General features: G+C 60.1%; 16 protein-coding genes. 9 read left to right on the plus strand and 7 right to left on the minus strand.

From position 1 onward, the window contains the following. Window positions 1-193 precede the first annotated feature (193 nt). Entirely contained in the window at window positions 194-2,434 is a 2,241-nt protein-coding gene (locus tag NVB75_RS25115; RefSeq protein ID WP_258343810.1) for a TonB-dependent receptor, read from the plus strand. A 195-nt stretch (window positions 2,435-2,629) separates the two neighbouring features. Here the strand turns inward: NVB75_RS25115 and NVB75_RS25120 are convergent, their stop codons facing one another. Together NVB75_RS25120 and yejK are read right to left on the minus strand one after the other, a co-directional pair. Next, window positions 2,630-2,980 carry a glutaredoxin family protein gene (locus NVB75_RS25120; protein WP_003212747.1) on the minus strand — a complete coding sequence of 117 codons (351 nt, stop codon included), beginning with the start codon at window positions 2,978-2,980 and terminating at the stop codon, window positions 2,630-2,632. Then, the gene (gene yejK / locus NVB75_RS25125) at window positions 2,980-3,984 is read right to left on the minus strand and encodes a nucleoid-associated protein YejK (protein ID WP_003212745.1); all 1,005 of its coding nucleotides are present in this window, start codon (window positions 3,982-3,984) and stop codon (window positions 2,980-2,982) included. Before yejK ends, NVB75_RS25120 begins: the two co-directional genes overlap by 1 nt. 397 nt (window positions 3,985-4,381) lie before the next feature. On the opposite strand from yejK, the gene NVB75_RS25130 reads away from it, so the two are divergent. Beyond that, entirely contained in the window at window positions 4,382-4,663 is a 282-nt protein-coding gene (locus NVB75_RS25130) for an HU family DNA-binding protein (protein ID WP_017476062.1), read from the plus strand. A gap of 177 nt (window positions 4,664-4,840) precedes the next feature. Here NVB75_RS25130 and rlmF read toward each other — a convergent pair whose 3' ends face one another. The 5 genes from rlmF to NVB75_RS25155 all read right to left on the minus strand — a co-directional run bounded on the left by rlmF (window position 4,841) and on the right by NVB75_RS25155 (window position 11,672). Further along, on the minus strand, window positions 4,841-5,863 hold the full coding sequence (gene rlmF, locus NVB75_RS25135; protein WP_076017736.1) for a 23S rRNA (adenine(1618)-N(6))-methyltransferase RlmF: 1,023 nt from the start codon (window positions 5,861-5,863) through the stop codon (window positions 4,841-4,843). A gap of 252 nt (window positions 5,864-6,115) precedes the next feature. Then, the gene (locus NVB75_RS25140; protein ID WP_258343811.1) at window positions 6,116-8,962 is read right to left on the minus strand and encodes a valine--tRNA ligase; all 2,847 of its coding nucleotides are present in this window, start codon (window positions 8,960-8,962) and stop codon (window positions 6,116-6,118) included. 185 nt (window positions 8,963-9,147) lie between these two features. Continuing rightward, complete coding sequence (locus NVB75_RS25145) at window positions 9,148-9,552, minus strand: DNA polymerase III subunit chi (RefSeq protein ID WP_258343812.1); 405 nt, start codon at window positions 9,550-9,552, stop codon at window positions 9,148-9,150. 7 nt (window positions 9,553-9,559) lie between these two features. Then, on the minus strand, window positions 9,560-9,988 hold the full coding sequence (locus NVB75_RS25150) for a DNA polymerase III subunit chi (protein WP_102605183.1): 429 nt from the start codon (window positions 9,986-9,988) through the stop codon (window positions 9,560-9,562). A 193-nt stretch (window positions 9,989-10,181) separates the two neighbouring features. After that, a complete protein-coding gene (locus NVB75_RS25155; protein ID WP_258343813.1) occupies window positions 10,182-11,672 on the minus strand; it encodes a leucyl aminopeptidase in 1,491 nt (496 codons plus the stop codon). A 282-nt stretch (window positions 11,673-11,954) separates the two neighbouring features. Between NVB75_RS25155 and lptF the strand changes: the two genes are divergently transcribed. From lptF to recO, 7 genes are all read left to right on the plus strand, one after another. Beyond that, window positions 11,955-13,073 (plus strand): LPS export ABC transporter permease LptF, encoded by a 1,119-nt coding sequence (gene lptF / locus NVB75_RS25160; protein WP_258343815.1) that lies wholly within the window; start codon window positions 11,955-11,957, stop codon window positions 13,071-13,073. Continuing rightward, entirely contained in the window at window positions 13,066-14,145 is a 1,080-nt protein-coding gene (gene lptG / locus NVB75_RS25165) for an LPS export ABC transporter permease LptG (protein WP_258343817.1), read from the plus strand. The genes lptF and lptG overlap by 8 nt, the downstream gene beginning before the upstream one ends. Before the next feature lie 152 nt (window positions 14,146-14,297). Then, window positions 14,298-16,097: a translation elongation factor 4 gene (gene lepA, locus NVB75_RS25170; RefSeq protein ID WP_003210439.1), complete on the plus strand. Its 1,800-nt coding sequence runs from the start codon at window positions 14,298-14,300 to the stop codon at window positions 16,095-16,097. 5 nt (window positions 16,098-16,102) lie between these two features. Further along, window positions 16,103-16,957 (plus strand): signal peptidase I, encoded by an 855-nt coding sequence (lepB, locus tag NVB75_RS25175; RefSeq protein ID WP_226476637.1) that lies wholly within the window; start codon window positions 16,103-16,105, stop codon window positions 16,955-16,957. A 147-nt stretch (window positions 16,958-17,104) separates the two neighbouring features. Continuing rightward, window positions 17,105-17,794, plus strand: a complete 690-nt coding sequence (rnc, locus tag NVB75_RS25180; protein WP_003210434.1) for a ribonuclease III — start codon at window positions 17,105-17,107, stop codon at window positions 17,792-17,794. Then, entirely contained in the window at window positions 17,787-18,689 is a 903-nt protein-coding gene (gene era, locus NVB75_RS25185) for a GTPase Era (RefSeq protein ID WP_003210432.1), read from the plus strand. Before rnc ends, era begins: the two co-directional genes overlap by 8 nt. A gap of 164 nt (window positions 18,690-18,853) precedes the next feature. Beyond that, on the plus strand, window positions 18,854-19,543 hold the full coding sequence (gene recO / locus NVB75_RS25190; RefSeq protein ID WP_093201548.1) for a DNA repair protein RecO: 690 nt from the start codon (window positions 18,854-18,856) through the stop codon (window positions 19,541-19,543). Window positions 19,544-19,582 lie beyond the last annotated feature (39 nt).

Raw genomic sequence — 19,582 nt, forward strand, 5'->3', positions numbered from 1 at the left:
ATCGGCGTCTGTGGGCCTTTCATTTAACCTTCATCGCAATCGCCAAAACCTGTAACCAAACCGTTACGTGATGCACGGATGATCCTCGGATTCCTGAGCAGGTGGTCAGGAAGATTGGTGGCGCTGTTCACCCAGCCCAAATCGCCAATACCTCCCCCATAACAACAGATGGATGCATGTAAGGGATCTACTCGTGACCTACAACAAACTCTATGCCCTGCTTTTAGCATCGGGCCTGGGCGGCTTTGCGCCGCTGGTTCTGGCAGACGACTCCCAGGATGTCGGTTCGGTGCACGTTGCCGGCGAACGTACCCTGGGCACCGGCCACATGATTCAGGAAGAAAGCGCCAAGGCCCGGTCCACCGTGACCAAGGAAGCCATGGACGAAATGTCCCCGACGGCCAACGCCATCGACAAGCTCAAGTACACGCCGGGCATCAACGTTTCGAACGATGACGCCAGCGGCATGAGTGGCACCAGTTTCACCATGCGCGGCATGAACTCCGACCAGGTCGGGGTTTCCATGGACGGCGTGCCGATCAACGACTCCGGCAGCTATGGCGTGTACGCCAACCAGTTGGGCGATCCGGAAAACGTCGGCGAAGTGTTTGTTACCCAGGGCTCCTCCGAAGCGGACGGCCCACATATTGGTTCCAGCGGCGGCAATATCGGCATGGTCACGATCCGGCCGACCAAAGAGCCAGGCTTGTTCGTCAAACAATCCATCGGCTCGAACCACCTGACAAAGTCTTTCGCACGGCTCAACACCGGCGACCTGGGCGGCTTCAAGAGCTGGGTCTCGGCCTCTCACACCGAAGGCGACAAGTGGCGCGGCAAGGGCACTGTGCGCGGTGACAAGGTGGAGTGGAGCACGCTGTTCGAAGACGACAATGGCAACTCCAGCAACTTCACCATGAAGTACAACAAGCAGGAAAACTATAACTACAACACCCTGAGCAAGGCCCAGTTCCAACAACAGGGGCGGCGCCTGGATTACTCGGAAACCCCGGTCTACAAAAACGGCTTGCTGTCGTCTTCCTACAAGCTCAACCGCAACCCTTTCGAAAGTGTCATGACCACCTTCACCCAGCGCTGGCGCCTGCGTGATGACCTGGCCCTGACAGTTGCGCCTTACTACTACTGGGGCAATGGCGGCAGTTTCAGCGGCCAGACCGCGACCAACCTGGGGCCGAAGTCCGACAAGGCCGGTAACTACGACCTGGGTAACCTCCAGTCGGCCAACTACTACCGGCCGTCGTGGACCGAAACCTGGCGCCCTGGCGTCACGGTCAAAATGAAATGGGACATCAACGAGGAGCACAGCCTGGATTACGGTTACTGGTACGAGCGCGCTCGCCAGCGCCAGACCCAGCCGTATATCGGGATCAACAGCGAAGGTGCACCGGACGACATCTGGGGTGATTACAACAGCGGCGGCCAGGTGGTCGACAAGAACGGCAAGACCGTCCAGGGCCGTCACCAGTACACCGTGACCCCGGCCCAGAAACTATGGGTGCAGGACAGCTGGCAAGCCACCCCAGACCTGAGTTTTGTCGGCGGGCTGGCGTACCAGTACGTCGAGCGTGACGGCGACAACCTGGGCAGCCTGTACGACAAGCCGGAAAAGCGTAACGCCCGCTACCATCAGTTCCTGCCGAACTTCAGTGCCAAGTACCAGGTCGACGAGAGCAACCAGGCGTTCTACAACGTCACCCGCAACATGCGCACCCCGCAGAACTACGTGCTGTACAACAAGGGTGACTCCCTCAACCTCAACCCCGAGCTGAGCTGGAACCAGGAACTGGGCTGGCGCTACACCGAAGAAAAAATGGCCTTGAGCGCCACCCTGTTCTACATCACCTTCAAGGATCGCCAGCTCTCGACCACCGACTTGAACGGTGACTACGTGATGGCCAACGTCGGTGACGTGACCAACAAAGGCCTGGAGCTGGAGTGGAGCGGCCTGCTGCCATACAACTTCAACTACTACGCGTCGTACACCTATACCCAGTCCGAGCAGCAGGACGATTTTGTCAGCAAGAACGTGCTGTTGCCGACCAAGGGCAACCAGTTGGCCAACGTGCCGGAAAACATGCTCAACCTGGTGTTTGGGTATGACGACAAACGCTACTACGGCAACATTGCCGGCAAGTATGTCGGGGCGTTCTACGGCGATTTGACCAACAACGAGAAAATCTCCGGGCGCACCGTGTTTGACCTCAACGCCGGTATCTACTTGCCGGTGGACAAGAAGGTCTTCAAGTCGGCCGCGCTGCGCTTCTCGATGCTCAACGTGTTTGATAAGGAATACTTGAGCTCGGCGCGCACCGTGTCGTTCAACTCGGCGCCGGTAAATGGCCTGGCGGCCAGCTCGGCGTATTACAACGTGGGTGAAGAGCGGACGGCGATGGTTTCCCTGGAAGCCAATTTCTAGGGTTCTATACGGTTATGAATGGCCGCGAATGGCCTGTGGCGAGGGAGCTTGCTCCCGCTGGGGCGCGAAGCGCCCCTAAACCCGGCAATCGGGTTCAACCTGGAGGAACCCGGGCGCCTGTTTTGGGGCTGCTGCGCAGCCCAGCGGGAGCAAGCTCCCTCGCCACAGGTTCTGGTGCAGGCCGCACGGTCTGGCTTACTTCAGCGCGGCCATGATCGCTTCAGGGTTGTAGTCGCGAATCAGCGTGCCGTTCACGTCCACAAATGGAATACCGCCGCCGCCCAGTGCCTCGTACGCCTTGCGCGCCTGGGCGTCCTTCTCGATATCAAACGCCTGGTAGGGAATCCCCTTGGAATCCAGAAAGCGCCGGATCTGTTTGCAGTAGCCACACCACTCGGTGGAATACAGCACCACGCGCGCCGCCGCGCGTGTCTGCTCCGGCACCACCTGGGAGGGGTTGAACAGCCGCTCGATCTTGCCCCAGTTCTGGAAAACCACCACCACCAGCAACACCAGCAGGACTTTCTTCAGAACCCCGCCCAGCATCAGTTGCGACGCTTGAGCTGGTCGGTCAACTGGGTCGGCAGGCCCTTGATGATCAAGGTGCCGGCGGCCTCGTCGTATTCGATCTTGTCGCCCAACAGGTGCGCTTCAAAGCTGATGGACAAGCCTTCGGCGCGGCCGGTGAAACGGCGGAACTGGTTCAGGGTGCGTTTATCCGCCGGGATTTCCGGCGACAGGCCGTAGTCCTTGTTGCGGATGTGATCGTAGAAAGCTTTTGGCCGATCTTCATCGATCAACCCGGACAGCTCTTCCAGGCCCATTGGCTCGCCGAGCTTGGCCTGGCTGCTGGCGTAGTCCACCAGAGTCTTGGTTTTCTCGCGGGCGGACTCGTCCGGCAGATCCTCGCTTTCAACGAAGTCGCTGAAGGCCTTGAGCAGGGTGCGGGTTTCGCCCGGGCCGTCGACGCCTTCCTGGCAGCCGATAAAGTCGCGGAAGTACTCCGAGACCTTCTTGCCGTTCTTGCCCTTGATAAAGGAGATGTACTGCTTGGACTGCTTGTTGTTCTGCCACTCGGACACGTTGATCCGCGCCGCGAGGTGCAGTTGGCCAAGATCGAGGTGGCGTGACGGCGTCACGTCCAACTGGTCGGTCACTGCCACGCCTTCACTGTGGTGCAGCAGGGCGATCGCCAGGTAATCGGTCATGCCCTGTTGATAGTGGGCAAACAGCACGTGGCCGCCGGTGGAGAGGTTGGACTCCTCCATCAGCTTCTGCAGGTGTTCCACGGCAATACGGCTGAAGGCGGTGAAATCCTTGCCACCGTCGAAATATTCCTTCAACCAGCCACTGAACGGATGCGCGCCGGACTCGGCATGGAAAAAGCCCCAAGCCTTGCCTTGTTTGGCGTTGTAGCTCTCGTTGAGGTCGGCAAGCATGTTCTCGATCGCGGCCGACTCGGCAAGCTCGGAGTCGCGGGCGTGGAGAACTGCAGGGGTGCCGTCGGGTTTTTTGTCGATCAGGTGGACGATGCAATGACGGATCGGCATGGGCTTCTCGGCTGGTTGAAGGGGAGTGGTCGGGCTCCCGGAAAAAGTCGCCAGTGTACCGCACCCGCTGGGGATGGCGCTGTTCGGAGGGCGTTTTGAGCGCCATCCGACGGGCCATATGCCTTTTTTTCACGGTTTAGAGCGATAAAGCTGACCAAATGGGTATGTTGAGGCGGATATTTCCCCGTCTCTGTGCTAGTTTTGCCCCGTCTTACGCGCAGTCTGGGCGTTAAGCGTGCATTCAGCATTTGTCAGGTCGAACCAAACCCGGTTTCAGGTATCTATAACCCCGATCTCCGTGGTTATAGCCCTAGGGTGCCAGGCCTTGATGGCAGGGCTCGATGGCTGACACTGCACTCTGCAATCCAAATGAATTTGATAGGGAAGGAACACCACAATGGCTATTACTAAAGACCAACTGATCGCTGATCTGGCTGAATCCACTGGCGCCACCAAAGTTCAAGTGCGTGCAGTGATTGAACAACTGAGCCAGATCGTTGCTGATCAGCTGGAAAACGGCGGCGAAATCACTCTGCCAGGCGTTGGCAAACTGAAAGTGACCGAGCGTCCTGCCCGTACTGGCCGTAACCCTTCGACTGGCGCTGCCATCGAAATCGCTGCCAAGAAAGTTATCAAGCTGGTTGTGGCAAAAAGCCTGACCGACGCTGTTAACAAGTAAGACGCAGCAAAAAAAACCGTGCTCCGGAGCGATCCGGGCACGGTTTTTTGTTGCTCGCGGTTTTGTTTTTAACGGTAGGAGCGAGCTTGCTCGCGAAGGTCGTCAACGATAACGCGGGGAATCTGATACCCCGCGGCGCCTGTTGGTTTTTCGCGAGCAAGCTCGCTCCTACAGGTTTTAGTCCTTGCGCGCCCAGCGCTGGCGCCACACCTGTTGCTCGCTCGGGGTCTGGAAAGTCCAGGCGACGAAGCGGCTCTGCTTCTGGCCCTGGGACATCTCCACCACCTGGCTCTCCAGCACACCGGCCTTTTTCAGCGCAGTCTGAATGGCCGGCAGGTTTGACGCTTTCGACACCAGGGTGCTGAACCACAGTACTTTATGTTGGAAATGCGCGCTTTCAGCGATCAGCTGCGTCACAAACCGCGCTTCACCGCCTTCACACCACAATTCCGCCGACTGGCCACCGAAGTTTAGTACCGGCAACTTGCGTTTCGGATCAGCCTTGCCCAGTGCACGCCATTTACGTTCGCTGCCCTTGGTCGCTTCATCCATGGAGGCGTGGAAGGGCGGGTTGCACATGGTCAGGTCAAACCGCTCGCCCGGCTCCAGCAGCCCCAGCAGGATCTGCTTGGGATTGGTTTGCTGGCGCAGCTGGATGGCCTTGTTCAGCCCGTTGGACTGCACGATCGCCTTGGCGGCAGCCACGGCCGTCGGGTCGACTTCAGAACCGAGGAAATTCCAGCGGTACTCGCTGTAGCCGATCAACGGATAGACGCAGTTGGCGCCCATGCCGATATCCAGCACCTTCACCGGCGCGCCACGGGGGATCACGCCTTCGTTGACGCTGGCCAGCAGGTCGGCGAGGAAGTGCACGTAGTCGGCCCGGCCCGGTACCGGTGGGCACAGGTAGTCAGCCGGGATGTCCCAGTGATTGATGCCATAGAACGCCTTGAGCAACGCCCGGTTGAACACCCGTACCGCGTCGGGGCTGGCGAAGTCGATGCTTTCCTTGCCGTACGGGTTGATGATCACGAATTGCGCCAGTTCCGGCGTGGTCTTGATCAGCGCCTGGAAGTCGTAACGGCCCTGGTGGCGGTTACGCGGGTGCAAGGTGGCCTCTTTGCGCGGAACGACGGGCTTGGCCGGCGTGGTGGATTTAGGCTTCTTGCGCGGTGCTTTGGGTGTGCTGGGGGCGGTCATGGGCTGCGTCGATTCTGCGTTTGTTTCAAAAGTGGCGGGTATTGTCACACATTCCGGGCGAGGCCCGGTGATCGTTCCCACGCTCTGCGTGGGAATGCCGCATTGGACGCTCTGCGTCCCCAGGTTCGCGCAAGACTCAAGTCTGTAACGCAGAGCGTCACGGGATGCATCCCCACGCAGAGCGTGGGAATGATCAGTGGCCGCCCATAAAAAAAGAGACCCGAAGGTCTCTTTTTTCACACGGGCTGCCCCTTACAGGCTGGAAATCCGCGCATGCTGCTCCGCCAGCTTGCCCAAAGCCTGTTCAGCCTCAGCCAGTTTGGCGCGTTCTTTCTCGATCACTTCAGCCGGCGCCTTGTCGACGAACGCCGCGTTGGACAGCTTGCCGCCCACCCGCTGCACTTCGCCTTGCAGGCGCAGGATTTCCTTGTCCAGGCGCGCCAGTTCGGCACCTTTGTCGATCAGGCCGGCCATCGGCACCAGCACTTCCATCTCGCCAACCAGTGCGGTGGCGGACAGCGGTGCTTCGGCGTCAGCGGCCAATACGGTGATCGACTCCAGCTTCGCCAGCTTCTTGAGCAGCGCATCGTTCTCGGTGAGGCGACGCTGATCTTCGGCGCTGGCGTTCTTCACGAACACGGCCAGTGGCTTGCCCGGACCGATGTTCATCTCGGCGCGAATGTTGCGCGTGCCCATCATCAGGGTCTTGAGCCATTCGATGTCGCTTTCGGCCGCCTCATCAATGCGGGCTTCGTTGGCCACCGGCCAAGGTTGCAGCATGATGGTCTTGCCGTCTTTGCCGGCCAGCGGCGCGATGCGCTGCCAGATTTCTTCGGTGATGAACGGCATGAACGGATGCGCCAGGCGCAACGCCACTTCCAGTACGCGTACCAGGGTGTGACGGGTGCCGCGCTGACGTTCGATCGGCGAGTTCTCGTCCCACAGCACGGGCTTGGACAGTTCCAGGTACCAGTCGCAATACTGGTTCCAGATGAACTCGTACAAGGCCTGTGCCGCCAGGTCGAAGCGGAACTGGTCGAGTTGACGGGTCACTTCGGCTTCGGTGCGCTGCAACTGGGAGATGATCCAGCGATCCGCCAGGGACAGCTCGATGGCCTCGCCGTTCTGGCCGCAGTCTTCGCCTTTATCCAGCACGTAGCGCGCGGCGTTCCAGATCTTGTTGCAGAAGTTGCGGTAGCCTTCGACGCGGCCCATGTCGAACTTGATGTCGCGACCGGTGGACGCCAGCGAGCAGAAGGTGAAGCGCAGGGCATCGGTGCCGTAGCTGGCGATGCCGTCAGCGAACTCGTCGCGGGTCTGCTTCTCGATCTTCTTCGCCAGTTTCGGCTGCATCAGGCCCGAGGTGCGTTTCTGCACCAGGGTTTCCAGGTCGATGCCGTCGATGATGTCCAGCGGGTCCAGGACGTTGCCCTTGGACTTGGACATCTTCTGGCCCTGGCCATCACGCACCAGGCCGTGCACGTACACGGTCTTGAATGGTACCTGCGGGGTGCCGTCTTCGTTTTTCACCAAGTGCATGGTGAGCATGATCATCCGGGCAACCCAGAAGAAAATGATGTCGAAGCCGGTGACCAGCACGTCGGTGGAGTGGAATTTCTTCAGGAATTCGGTCTGTTGCGGCCAGCCCAAGGTGGAGAACGTCCACAGGCCCGAGCTGAACCAGGTGTCCAGTACGTCGTTGTCCTGTTGCAGTGCCACGTCCGGGCCGAGGTTGTGCTTGGCACGTACTTCGGCTTCGTCGCGACCCACGTAGACCTTGCCCGACTCGTCGTACCAGGCCGGAATCCGGTGGCCCCACCACAGCTGGCGGCTGATGCACCAATCCTGGATGTCACGCATCCACGAGAAGTACATGTTTTCGTACTGCTTGGGCACGAACGCGATGCGGCCGTCTTCCACGGCGGCAATTGCCGGCTCAGCCAAAGGCTTGGTGGACACGTACCACTGGTCGGTCAGCCAAGGCTCGATGACAGTGCCGGAGCGGTCACCTTTCGGTACCTTCAGGGCGTGGTCGTCAACGCTCACCAGCAGGCCGGCAGCGTCGAAGGCGGCAACGATCTGCTTGCGTGCTTCGAAACGGTCGAGGCCGGCGTATTCAGCCGGGATCTTGCCGTCGATGCTTTCGTTCAGCGTGCCGTCGAGGTTGAACACCTGGCAGGCCGGCAGCACAGCGGCGTTCTTGTCGAAGATGTTCAGCAGCGGCAGGTTGTGGCGCTTGCCGACTTCATAGTCGTTGAAATCGTGGGCCGGGGTGATTTTCACGCAGCCGGTGCCGAATTCAGGGTCGCAGTAGTCGTCCGCGATGATCGGGATGCGACGGCCAACCAGCGGCAGCTCAACGAACTTGCCGATCAGCGCCTGATAGCGCTCGTCGTTCGGGTTAACCGCGACAGCGGCGTCGCCAAGCATGGTTTCCGGACGGGTGGTGGCGACGATCAGGTAATCATTGCCTTCGGCGGTCTTGGCGCCGTCAGCCAACGGGTACTTGAGGTTCCACAGGAAGCCTTTCTCGTCGTGGTTTTCCACTTCAAGGTCGGAAATCGCCGTGTGCAGCTTGGTGTCCCAGTTGACCAGGCGCTTGCCGCGATAGATCAGGCCGTCTTCATGCAGGCGCACGAAGGCTTCCTTCACGGCTTCCGACAGGCCGTCGTCCATGGTGAAGCGCTCGCGGCTCCAGTCCACGGACGAGCCCAGGCGACGGATCTGACGGCTGATGTTGCCGCCGGACTGATCCTTCCATTCCCAGATTTTATCCAGGAATTTCTCGCGGCCCAGGTCGTGACGGTTCTGGCCGGTGGCTTCCAGTTGGCGTTCCACCAGCATCTGGGTGGCGATACCGGCGTGGTCGGTACCTGGCTGCCACAGGGTGTTGCGACCCTGCATGCGGCGGAAACGAATCAGGGCATCCATGATCGCATTGTTGAAGCCATGGCCCATGTGCAGGCTGCCAGTGACGTTCGGTGGCGGAATCATGATGGTGTAGGCATCGCCCGCGCCTTGCGGAGCGAAATAATTCTCGGACTCCCAGGTCTGGTACCAGGAAGTTTCAATAGCGTGCGGCTGGTAGGTCTTATCCATGCGCGGCGGGACCCTAGTTGGCATTAATTCAGGAAAGCCGACAAGTATAACGGGGGATAGTGGAGAGGGGTAGGAGCGAGCTTGCTCGCGAAAAACCTGAGGGCGGCGCGTTCATTCAGGATGTACGCGTTATCGTTCACGCCCTTCGCGAGCAAGCGCGCTCCCACAAGGAATATGTGGCAGCCTCAGTTCTGGTACTGGCTCAACAACCGCTCCATGCGCGCATCCAGTCGGCGCTTGATCTCGGTTTCGATATGCGGAGCAAAATCGTCGATCACGTCTTGCATGATCAGTTGCGCAGCGGCGCGCAGTTCGTTGTCCAGGTGCAGCAGCAGGGCGTCGGGCGCTTTCTCTGCGGCAGGCACGGCAACTGCTGGCACGGGTGCGGCTTGCTCCACCGGCGTTTCGACAGGTTCCGGCGCAACAGGCTTGCCACCGACCATATCGAACAGCAAAGGAATTTGTACGTCACCATTGACCGAATCGGTCAGCAGCGGCGGTTGCAGGTCATCATCACCGAGCAGCTTGCGGATCGACTCAAGGTCATCCAGCAGGTGATCAGAGTCTTTTAGCGGGTTTGGAGTGTCCATCGTGTGCTCAAAGTCGTTGTAGCCGGTGATCTTGCAGAGAATAGCCCTGTTCGCGGTAGAAACGGAAACTCTCCCGCGCGGCCTGACGAATAGCCGGGTCTTCCACCACCACTTCCGCCACTCGGGCAAAACCTTTGGCGAAGGCCGGTACTTTCAGGTCGAGGTTGACCAGCAGGTCTGTGTGATCGCCACAGCTGTCGCCCAAACCCAGCACCACCAGGCCTTCCGGCTCTGATTCGGCGGGGCCGTGGGGCACGAAGCTTTCGCCCTTGAAGCGCCACAGGCGGGCGTCGAGGTCGTCACGCTGGGCGGCATCGCTGCAATGCAGGTAGATACGGTGGCCCATACGCCAGGCTTTTTCGGTGAGCTTGCAGGCAAAGTCCAGGCGCGCGGAAGGATCGGCGCTGGGCAATATATAGAAGTCGACTTGGGTCATTGGGGGTCCTGATAGCCGCGCCGCATGTGTAAATACTGTCTGATCGACCACCACGAAAACCCCGTAGCAGCTGTCGAGCCTGAGCGAGGCTGCGTTGCGGTGTGTCAGATACTCCGCTGACGCAGCCTCGCCGGGGCTCGGCAGCTGCTACGGTCGGGGCGGCGTTGGAATTGCCGCCCCGGGGTCGTCAGTTTCAGGCTTTGGCGCGGTCCAGCAGGTACTGGGTCAGCAATGGAACCGGACGGCCAGTGGCGCCCTTGTCCTTGCCGCCGCTGGTCCAGGCAGTGCCGGCGATGTCCAGGTGCGCCCAGTTGAAGTTCTTGGCAAAGCGCGACAGGAAGCACGCAGCGGTGATAGTGCCGGCTTTCGGGCCACCAATGTTGGCGATGTCGGCGAACGGGCTGTCCAGCTGTTCCTGGTACTCATCGAACAGCGGCAGTTGCCAGGCGCGGTCGTCTGCAGCCTGGCCGGCGCTGAGCAGTTGGCCGATCAGTTCGTCGTTGTTGCCCAGCAGGCCCGATGTGTGGGCGCCCAGGGCAACCACGCAGGCACCGGTCAGGGTGGCGATGTCGATCACGGCTTGCGGCTTGAAGCGCTCGGCGTAGGTCAGGGCGTCGCACAGCACCAGGCGGCCTTCGGCGTCGGTGTTGAGGATTTCCACGGTCTGGCCGCTGAGGGTGGTGACGATGTCGCCCGGACGGGTCGCGCCGCCGCTCGGCATGTTCTCGGCGCAGGCCAGGATGCACACCAGGTTGATCGGCAGCTTGAGTTCCAGCACGGCACGCAGGGTGCCGAACACGCTGGCGGCGCCGCCCATGTCGTACTTCATCTCGTCCATGCCCAGGCCCGGCTTGAGGCTGATGCCGCCGGTGTCGAAGGTGATGCCTTTGCCGACCAGGGCAAATGGCTTCTCGGACTTCTTGCCGCCGTTGTATTGCATCACGATCAGGCGTGGCGGCTGATCGCTGCCCTGGCCCACGGCATAGAACGAGCCCATGCCCAGTTCCTTGATCTTCTTCTCGTCCAGGACTTCGACTTTCAGGCTCTTGAATTCCTTGCCCAGCGCCTTGGCTTGCTCGCCCAGGTAGGTTGGGTGGCAGATATTCGGTGGCAGGTTGCCCAGGTCACGGGTGAATGCCATGCCGCCGGCGATGGCCTGGGCGTGGGTCACGGCGCGTTCGACTTCAGCCTGGGCGGCCTTGATGGTCAGCAAGGTGACTTTTTTCAGGGCGCGGGGTTCGGCCTTGGTGCTCTTGAACTGGTCGAAGACGTAGCCGCCATCCAGCAGGCTTTCGGCCAGCAGGCGGGTCTTGCCGTAGCTGTCGCGGCCCTTGACCACGATTTCGTCCAGCGCCAGGGCTGCATCGGTGCCGCCCAGGCCCTTGAGGGTAGTGAGGATGCCGCTGATGATCTTGCGGAACGGACGGTCGCCCAGTTCGGCGTCTTTACCAACGCCCACCAGCAATACGCGGTCGGCTTTAAGGTTAGGCAGACTTTGCAGCAGCAGGCTCTGGCCCACTTTGCCGGCCAGGTCACCGCGCTTGAGGACCGCGCTGATGGCGCCGCCGCTCAGTTCGTCCAGTTGCTTGGCGGCAACGCCCAGCTTGCGGCCTTCGCCGACAGCGACCACGAGGGTGGCGGTTTTCAACGTTTCGGGGCTAACGCTTTTTACAACCAGTTCCATTTTCGGGTCCCTTATAAAGGTCAGTGAGCCAGGAGTCTGTACTCCGGCTTGTAAGCTTGGCAGCCTGTAGGCCGCCCGCGACAAAGGCCGCAGTTTGAACCTCGCCGCCCGAGCCTGACAACCCTTGTGGGCAGCTTTGTGCACGCGTATGAGCAAGCTCCGTGACAGGTGCGGTCAATCACAGGATAATGCGCCATCTTTTTAGCCGGCCTGCAGCAATGGGTCGTCTCGATATGCTTGCTTGTTTGGCCGCCTTAGCCTGACAACCCTGGAGTGTCTGGTTTGATCGTCTTCCGTTATCTGTCCCGCGAAGTCCTGTTGACCCTGAGTGCCGTAAGTGCGGTATTGCTGGTCATCATCATGAGTGGTCGCTTCGTCAAATACCTCGCCCAGGCTGCCTCGGGTGCCCTGGATCCGGGTTCGCTGTTCCTGATCATGGGCTTTCGCCTGCCGGGCTTCCTGCAGCTGATTCTGCCATTGGGCCTGTTTCTCGGGATCTTGCTGGCCTACGGCCGCTTGTACCTTGAAAGCGAAATGACCGTGCTGTCGGCCACCGGCATGAGCCAGCAGCGTCTGCTGGCCATGACCATGGTCCCGGCCACCGGTATCGCCCTGGTCGTGGCCTGGTTGAGCCTGAGCCTGGCGCCCCAGGGTGCCTTGCAGTTCCAGCTGGTGCTCAACAAACAGGACGCCATGACCGAATTCGACACCCTGGAGCCGGGTCGCTTTCAAGCGCTCAACGACGGCACCCGGGTGACCTACACCGAACAACTGTCGGATGATCGTGCCAACCTGGGCGGTGTGTTCATCTCCCAGAAAAACCTCGGCCAGAACCAGAAAGACCGTGGCATTTCGATTCTGGTGGCCGACAAGGGACGTCAGGAAGTGCGCCCGGACGGCAGCCGCTACCTGATCCTGGAGGACGGCTATCGCTATGACGGCAGCCCCGGCCAGGCCGATTACCGCGCAATCAAGTACGACACCTATGGTGTGATGCTGGCCCGGCCGGATGTCAGTGACGAGGTCACCGACCGTGACGCGATCCCGACGCCAGACCTGATCGGCAGCAAGGAATTGCGCTCGATCGCCGAGCTGCAATGGCGGATTTCCCTGCCGCTGCTGGTGTTTATCGTGACCTTGATGGCGGTACCGCTGTCCCGGGTCAACCCGCGCCAGGGCCGTTTCCTCAAGCTGTTGCCGGCGATTCTGCTTTATATGGCCTACCTGACCATCCTGATTTCCGCCCGTGGCTCCCTGGAGAAGGGCAAGCTGCCGCCGGCGCTTGGGTTGTGGTGGGTCCACGGGGTCTTCCTGGCCATTGGCCTGGGCCTGCTTTATTGGGAACCGATGCGGTTGAAGATGCGGAGTCGTCGCAGCGTGAAGGAGATGGCTCGTGGTTAAGCTCGACCGCTACATTGGTAGCAGCGTCCTGGTCGCAATCCTTGCGGTATTGGGCATTATTCTGGGTTTGGCCTCGTTGTTCGCCTTCATTGATGAAGTCGGCAACGTCAGCGATACCTACACCGTTACCGACGTTCTGAGCTACGTGGCGCTGACGGCGCCCCGTCGTCTCTACGACATGATGCCGATGGCAGCGCTGATCGGCTGCCTGATTGGCCTGGGCAGCCTGGCCAGCAACAGCGAACTGACCATCATGCGTGCGGCGGGTGTTTCCATCGGCCGCATCGTGTGGGCGGTCATGAAGCCCATGCTGTTGCTGATGGCCGTCAGCGTGTTGATCGGCGAGTACGTTGCGCCTCCGGCTGAATCCACGGCCCAGGCCAATCGTGCCCTGGCCCAGGGTTCGGGGGATGCCCAGAGCTCCAAGCATGGTCTGTGGCACCGCCAGGGTGAGGAATTTATCCACATCAACGCCGTGCAGCCAGGCGGCTTGCTGGTGGGCGTGACCCGCTACCACTTCGATAAAGAACGCCACCTGTTGTCGTCCAGCTTCGCCAAACGTGCGCAGTATGGCGACGAAAAGTGGCAACTGAGCGATGTGACCACCACCTATTTCCGTGACATCGGCAAGGGCGCGGCGTCGAGCACTGAAGTGATCAATGTGCCGACGGAGCAGTGGGATATTGCCCTCAAGCCCGAACTGCTGAACACCGTGGTGATGATCCCGGAAAGCCTGCCAATCTCTGGCCTGTGGAGTTATATCCATTACCTTAAGGACCAGGGCTTGAACAACGGTCGTTACTGGCTGGCGTTTTGGGTCAAGGTGTTGCAGCCGGTGGTGACCGCTGCCCTGGTGCTGATGGCGATTTCGTTCATCTTTGGCCCGTTGCGTTCCGTAACCCTCGGCCAGCGCGTGTTTACCGGCGTGTTGGTGGGCTTCACGTTCCGTATTGCCCAGGACCTTCTCGGGCCGTCCAGCCTGGTATTCGGCTTCTCGCCGTTGTTTGCGGTGCTGGTGCCCACGGCTATTTGCGCCGTGGCCGGCCTCTGGCTGTTGCGTCGGGCCGGTTGAGCCCGCGCTTATGAACAAAAAATGCCCCGTTCGAACGATCGGGGCATTTTTGTTCTTGGTCACCATGGATGACGTCAGGTCTGCGCATCAGGTACAATTCCCGGCTATTTTTCAGCGGGCAGTCTGCCTGCAGCCTTTTTGAGTGTTGATCCGTGAGTGATTTGAGTCATATCCGCAATTTCTCCATCATCGCCCACATTGACCATGGCAAGTCGACGCTGGCCGATCGATTTATCCAGATGTGCGGCGGCCTTGCCGAGCGTGAAATGGAAGCCCAGGTGCTGGACTCCATGGACCTCGAGCGCGAGCGCGGGATCACCATCAAGGCCCACAGCGTTACTCTGTATTACACCGCCAAAGACGGTATCAAGTACCAGCTCAACTTCATTGACACCCCGGGCCACGTCGACTTCACCTATGAAGTCAGCCGTTCCCTGGCCGCCTGTGAAGGTGCGTTGCTGGTCGTGGACGCGGGCCAGGGCGTTGAAGCCCAGTCCGTAGCCAACTGCTACACCGCCATCGAGCAAGGCCTGGAAGTGATGCCGGTGCTGAACAAGATCGACCTGCCGCAGGCCGATCCGGACCGCGTCAAGGAAGAGATCGAGAAGATCATCGGCATTGACGCCACCGACGCCGTCGAGTGCAGCGCCAAGACCGGCCTGGGCGTCGACGAAGTGCTCGAGCGCCTGGTCAAGACCATTCCCGCGCCTACCGGCAACTACGAAGATCCGCTGCAAGCGTTGATCATCGACTCCTGGTTCGACAACTACCTGGGCGTTGTTTCCCTGGTACGCGTGCGCCACGGCCGTGTGAAGAAGGGCGACAAGATCCTGGTCAAATCCACCGGCAAGATCCACCTGGTGGACAGCGTTGGTGTATTCAACCCGAAGCACACCGCGACCACTGATCTGAAAGCCGGTGAAGTGGGCTTCATCATCGCCGGTATCAAGGACATCCACGGTGCACCGGTAGGTGACACCCTGACCTTGAGCTCCACCCCTGACGTCGATGTGCTGCCGGGCTTCAAACGCATCCAGCCGCAGGTTTACGCCGGCCTGTTCCCGGTCAGCTCCGATGACTTCGAGGACTTCCGCGAAGCCCTGCAGAAGCTGACCCTCAACGACTCGTCGTTGCAGTACACCCCGGAAAGCTCCGACGCCCTGGGCTTCGGCTTCCGCTGCGGGTTCCTGGGCATGCTGCACATGGAAATCATCCAGGAGCGCCTCGAGCGCGAATACGACCTGGACCTGATCACCACCGCGCCGACGGTTATTTTTGAACTGGCGCTGAAAACCGGTGAAACGATTTACGTCGACAACCCGTCCAAGCTTCCGGATCTGTCTTCCATCGAAGACATGCGCGAACCGATCGTGCGGGCCAATATTCTTGTGCCGCAAGAACACCTGGGCAACGTCATTACCCTGTGTATCGAAAAGCGTGGCGTACAACACGACATGCTGTTCCTCGGTACCCAGGTGCAAGTGACCTACGATTTGCCGATGAACGAAGTGGTCCTGGACTTCTTCGATCGTCTCAAATCCACCAGCCGCGGCTATGCTTCGCTGGATTACCATTTTGATCGTTACCAATCAGCTAATCTGGTGAAGCTGGATGTGCTGATCAACGGCGACAAGGTCGATGCCCTGGCGCTGATCGTGCACAAGGACAACGCGCACTACAAAGGTCGCCAGTTGACCGAAAAGATGAAAGAACTGATTCCGCGCCAGATGTTCGACGTCGCGATCCAGGCCGCCATCGGCGGGCAGATCATTGCACGGACTTCCGTCAAGGCACTCAGAAAGAACGTACTGGCCAAATGCTATGGCGGCGACGTCAGCCGTAAGCGCAAGCTGCTCGAGAAGCAAAAGGCCGGTAAAAAACGCATGAAGCAAGTGGGCAACGTGGAAATTCCACAAGAAGCCTTCCTTGCGGTGCTCAGGTTGGATAGTTAGGTCCTATGTCACTAAATTTCCCGCTGTTGCTGGTCATTGCCGTCGCCGTTTGCGGTCTCCTGGCATTGCTCGATCTGATTTTCTTCGCCCCGCGTCGCCGGGCTGCCATCGCGTCCTATCAGGGCAGCGTCAGCCAGCCCGATGTGGCGGTGGTCGAGAAGCTGAACAAAGAGCCAATGCTGGTTGAATACGGCAAGTCGTTCTTCCCGGTGTTGTTCATCGTGCTGGTGCTGCGTTCGTTCCTGGTGGAACCGTTTCAGATTCCTTCGGGATCGATGAAACCTACCCTGGACGTGGGCGACTTCATCCTGGTGAACAAGTTTTCCTACGGGATCCGCTTGCCGGTGATCGACAAGAAAGTCATCGAAATCGGTGACCCGCAGCGCGGCGATGTGATGGTGTTCCGTTACCCAAGCGACCCGAACGTCAACTACATCAAGCGTGTAGTGGGCCTGCCGGGTGACGTGATTCGCTACACCAGCGACAAGCGCCTGTTCGTCAATGGCGAGTCGGTGGCAGAAAAACTGATCGGTTCCGAGCCGAACACCCTGGGCAGCGCCGAGTTGTACCAGGAGAAACTCGGAGCGGTAGAGCACGAAATCCGCAAGGAAATGAGCCGCTACCGTTCGCCGCCTGACAACCAATGGACAGTGCCTGCCGGGCATTACTTCATGATGGGCGACAACCGCGACAACTCCAATGACAGCCGCTACTGGGATGACCCCAATATTCCCAAGGACCTGCTGGGCATGGTCCCCGACCAGAATATCGTCGGCAAGGCCTTCGCGGTCTGGATGAGTTGGCCGGAACCCAAGCTCAGCCACCTGCCGAACTTCTCGCGGGTCGGGCTGATCAAGTAATCCATGCGGCGCTGTGAACACAGCGCCGAATGCTTTTCTGGGGCTTGGACAAAGTCCGGCTCCATGCAGCAACCACCAGGATTTGAATTTGAACACAGCGTTAATCGTCGCAGGCCACCGGTGCCTCGAACTGAATGTGGGTAAACCGTGAGCGTTTCTCTAAGCCGTCTCGAGCGTCAGCTCGGTTACACCTTCAAGGATCAGGAATTGATGATCCTTGCCCTCACACACCGCAGTTTTGCCGGGCGTAACAACGAGCGCCTGGAATTCCTCGGTGATGCCATCCTCAATTTCGTCGCCGGCGAAGCCCTGTTCAATCGCTTCCCGCTGGCCCGCGAAGGCCAGTTGTCGCGCTTGCGTGCGCGCCTGGTGAAAGGCGAGACCCTGGCCGTACTGGCCCGTGGTTTCGACCTGGGCGATTACCTGCGCCTGGGCTCCGGCGAGCTGAAGAGCGGCGGTTTCCGTCGTGAGTCGATCCTGGCCGACGCCCTGGAAGCACTGATTGGCGCGATCTACCTCGATGCGGGCATGGAAGCAGCCAAGGAGCGTGTTGTCGCTTGGCTGTCGACCGAGATCGAAAGCCTGACGCTGGTAGACACCAACAAAGATCCGAAGACCCGCCTGCAGGAATTCCTGCAGTCCCGTGGTTGCGACCTGCCGCGTTACGAAGTGGTGGATATCCAGGGTGAGCCGCATTGCCGAGTGTTCTTCGTCGAATGCGAAATCACCTTACTGAATGAAAAAAGCCGAGGTCAGGGTGTGAGCCGTCGTATTGCCGAACAGGTAGCGGCCGCTGCAGCACTGATTGCCCTGGGCGTGGAGAATGGCCATGACTGATTCAACCGCAACTCGCTGTGGCTATGTTGCCATCGTCGGCCGTCCGAACGTGGGCAAGTCCACGTTGCTGAACCACATCCTGGGACAGAAGCTGGCGATCACCTCGCGCAAGCCTCAGACCACCCGCCACAACATGTTGGGCATCAAGACCGAAGGCGCCGTACAGGCGGTCTACGTTGATACCCCGGGCATGCACAAAGGCGGCGAAAAGGCCCTGAACCGCTACATGAACAAAACCGCTTCGGCGGCGTTGAAAGACGTCGACGTGGTGATCTTCGTGGTCGACCGCACCAAGTGGACCGACGAAGACCAGATGGTTCTGGAGCGCGTGCAGTACGTCACCGGCCCGTTGATCGTCGCGTTGAACAAAACCGACCGCATCGAAGACAAGGCCGAGCTGATGCCGCACCTGAGCTGGCTGCAGGAACAACTGCCGAACGCCCAGATCATGCCGATCTCGGCCCAGCACGGGCACAACCTTGAAGCCCTGGAGCGTGTGATCGCCGGTTACCTGCCGGAGAACGAGCACTTCTTCCCGGAAGACCAGATCACCGACCGCAGCAGCCGTTTCCTCGCCGCCGAACTGGTACGCGAGAAAATCATGCGCCAGATGGGCGCCGAGCTGCCGTACCAGATCACCGTCGAAATCGAAGAGTTCAAGCAGCAGGGCAAGACCCTGCATATCCACGCGTTGATCCTCGTTGAACGTGACGGCCAGAAGAAAATCATCATTGGCGACAAGGGCGAGCGCATCAAGCGCATCGGCACCGAAGCGCGCAAGGACATGGAATTGCTGTTTGATTCCAAGATCATGCTCAACCTGTGGGTGAAGGTTAAGGGTGGTTGGTCCGATGACGAGCGCGCGTTGCGTTCGTTGGGTTACGGCGACCTGTAGCAGGTCTCCGGAACACCGCAGGACAAATGTGGGAGCGGGCTTGCTCGCGAATGCAGTGGATCAGTCACTAGATGTGTTGACTGACACCCCGCATTCGCGAGCAAGCCCGCTCCCACATTGGATAGTCGTTGTTTTCCAGACCGTGTTCCCGCAGCGAGAACCCAATGTCCCAAACCCCACCCACCGGCCAACCCGCCTACGTCTTGCACAGCCGCGCCTATCGCGAGACCAGCGCCCTGGTGGACTTCCTCACGCCTCAAGGCCGGCTGCGCGCGGTCTTGCGCAGCGCCCGTGGCAAAGCCGGCACCCTGGCGCGGCCCTTCGTGGCCCTGGAGGTGGAGTTTCGTGGACGTGGCGAGCTGAAGAACGTCGGCCGCATGGAAGCCGCCGGCGCCTCCAACTGGCTTAACGGTGAGGCGCTGTTCAGTGGCCTCTACCTCAACGAATTGCTGATCCGCCTGCTGCCCGCCGAAGACCCACACCCCGGCGTCTTTGATCACTACGCCGCCACCTTGCTCGCCCTCGCCGAAGGCCGTCCCCTGGAACCGCTGCTGCGCGCATTCGAATGGCGCCTGCTGGATGACTTGGGCTACGGCTTCGAACTGAGCAACGACCTGCACGGCGACCCCATCGCCGCCGACGGCATGTACCGCCTGCAAGTGGACGCAGGCCTGGAGCGGGTCTACCTGCTGCAACCCGGCCTGTTCCAGGGCACCGAATTGCTTGCGATGAGCGAAGCCGACTGGACCGCCCCCGGCGCCTTGTCTGCCGCCAAGCGCCTGATGCGCCAGGCCCTGGCCGTGCATTTGGGCGGTCGGCCACTGGTCAGCCGCGAGTTGTTTCGAAAGCCCTGACATCCCCGTGTATGCTGTGCAGCGATTCCTTCCCTCTTC

It is taken from the genome of Pseudomonas sp. CBS, from assembly GCF_024734645.1.
Taxonomy (GTDB): domain Bacteria; phylum Pseudomonadota; class Gammaproteobacteria; order Pseudomonadales; family Pseudomonadaceae; genus Aquipseudomonas.

Excerpts from the sequence above, each read along its gene's own strand:
- lepB (WP_226476637.1), top strand. The coding sequence starts at position 16,103 with ATGTCACTAAATTTCCCGCTGTTGCTGGTCATTGCCGTCGCCGTTTGC.
- recO (WP_093201548.1), top strand. The coding sequence starts at position 18,854 with ATGTCCCAAACCCCACCCACCGGCCAACCCGCCTACGTCTTGCACAGC.
- NVB75_RS25145 (WP_258343812.1), bottom strand. The coding sequence starts at position 9,552 with ATGGACACTCCAAACCCGCTAAAAGACTCTGATCACCTGCTGGATGAC.
- NVB75_RS25130 (WP_017476062.1), top strand. The coding sequence starts at position 4,382 with ATGGCTATTACTAAAGACCAACTGATCGCTGATCTGGCTGAATCCACT.
- NVB75_RS25155 (WP_258343813.1), bottom strand. The coding sequence starts at position 11,672 with ATGGAACTGGTTGTAAAAAGCGTTAGCCCCGAAACGTTGAAAACCGCC.
- era (WP_003210432.1), top strand. The coding sequence starts at position 17,787 with ATGACTGATTCAACCGCAACTCGCTGTGGCTATGTTGCCATCGTCGGC.
- NVB75_RS25120 (WP_003212747.1), bottom strand. The coding sequence starts at position 2,980 with ATGCTGGGCGGGGTTCTGAAGAAAGTCCTGCTGGTGTTGCTGGTGGTG.
- yejK (WP_003212745.1), bottom strand. The coding sequence starts at position 3,984 with ATGCCGATCCGTCATTGCATCGTCCACCTGATCGACAAAAAACCCGAC.
- rlmF (WP_076017736.1), bottom strand. The coding sequence starts at position 5,863 with ATGACCGCCCCCAGCACACCCAAAGCACCGCGCAAGAAGCCTAAATCC.
- NVB75_RS25150 (WP_102605183.1), bottom strand. The coding sequence starts at position 9,988 with ATGACCCAAGTCGACTTCTATATATTGCCCAGCGCCGATCCTTCCGCG.
- NVB75_RS25140 (WP_258343811.1), bottom strand. The coding sequence starts at position 8,962 with ATGGATAAGACCTACCAGCCGCACGCTATTGAAACTTCCTGGTACCAG.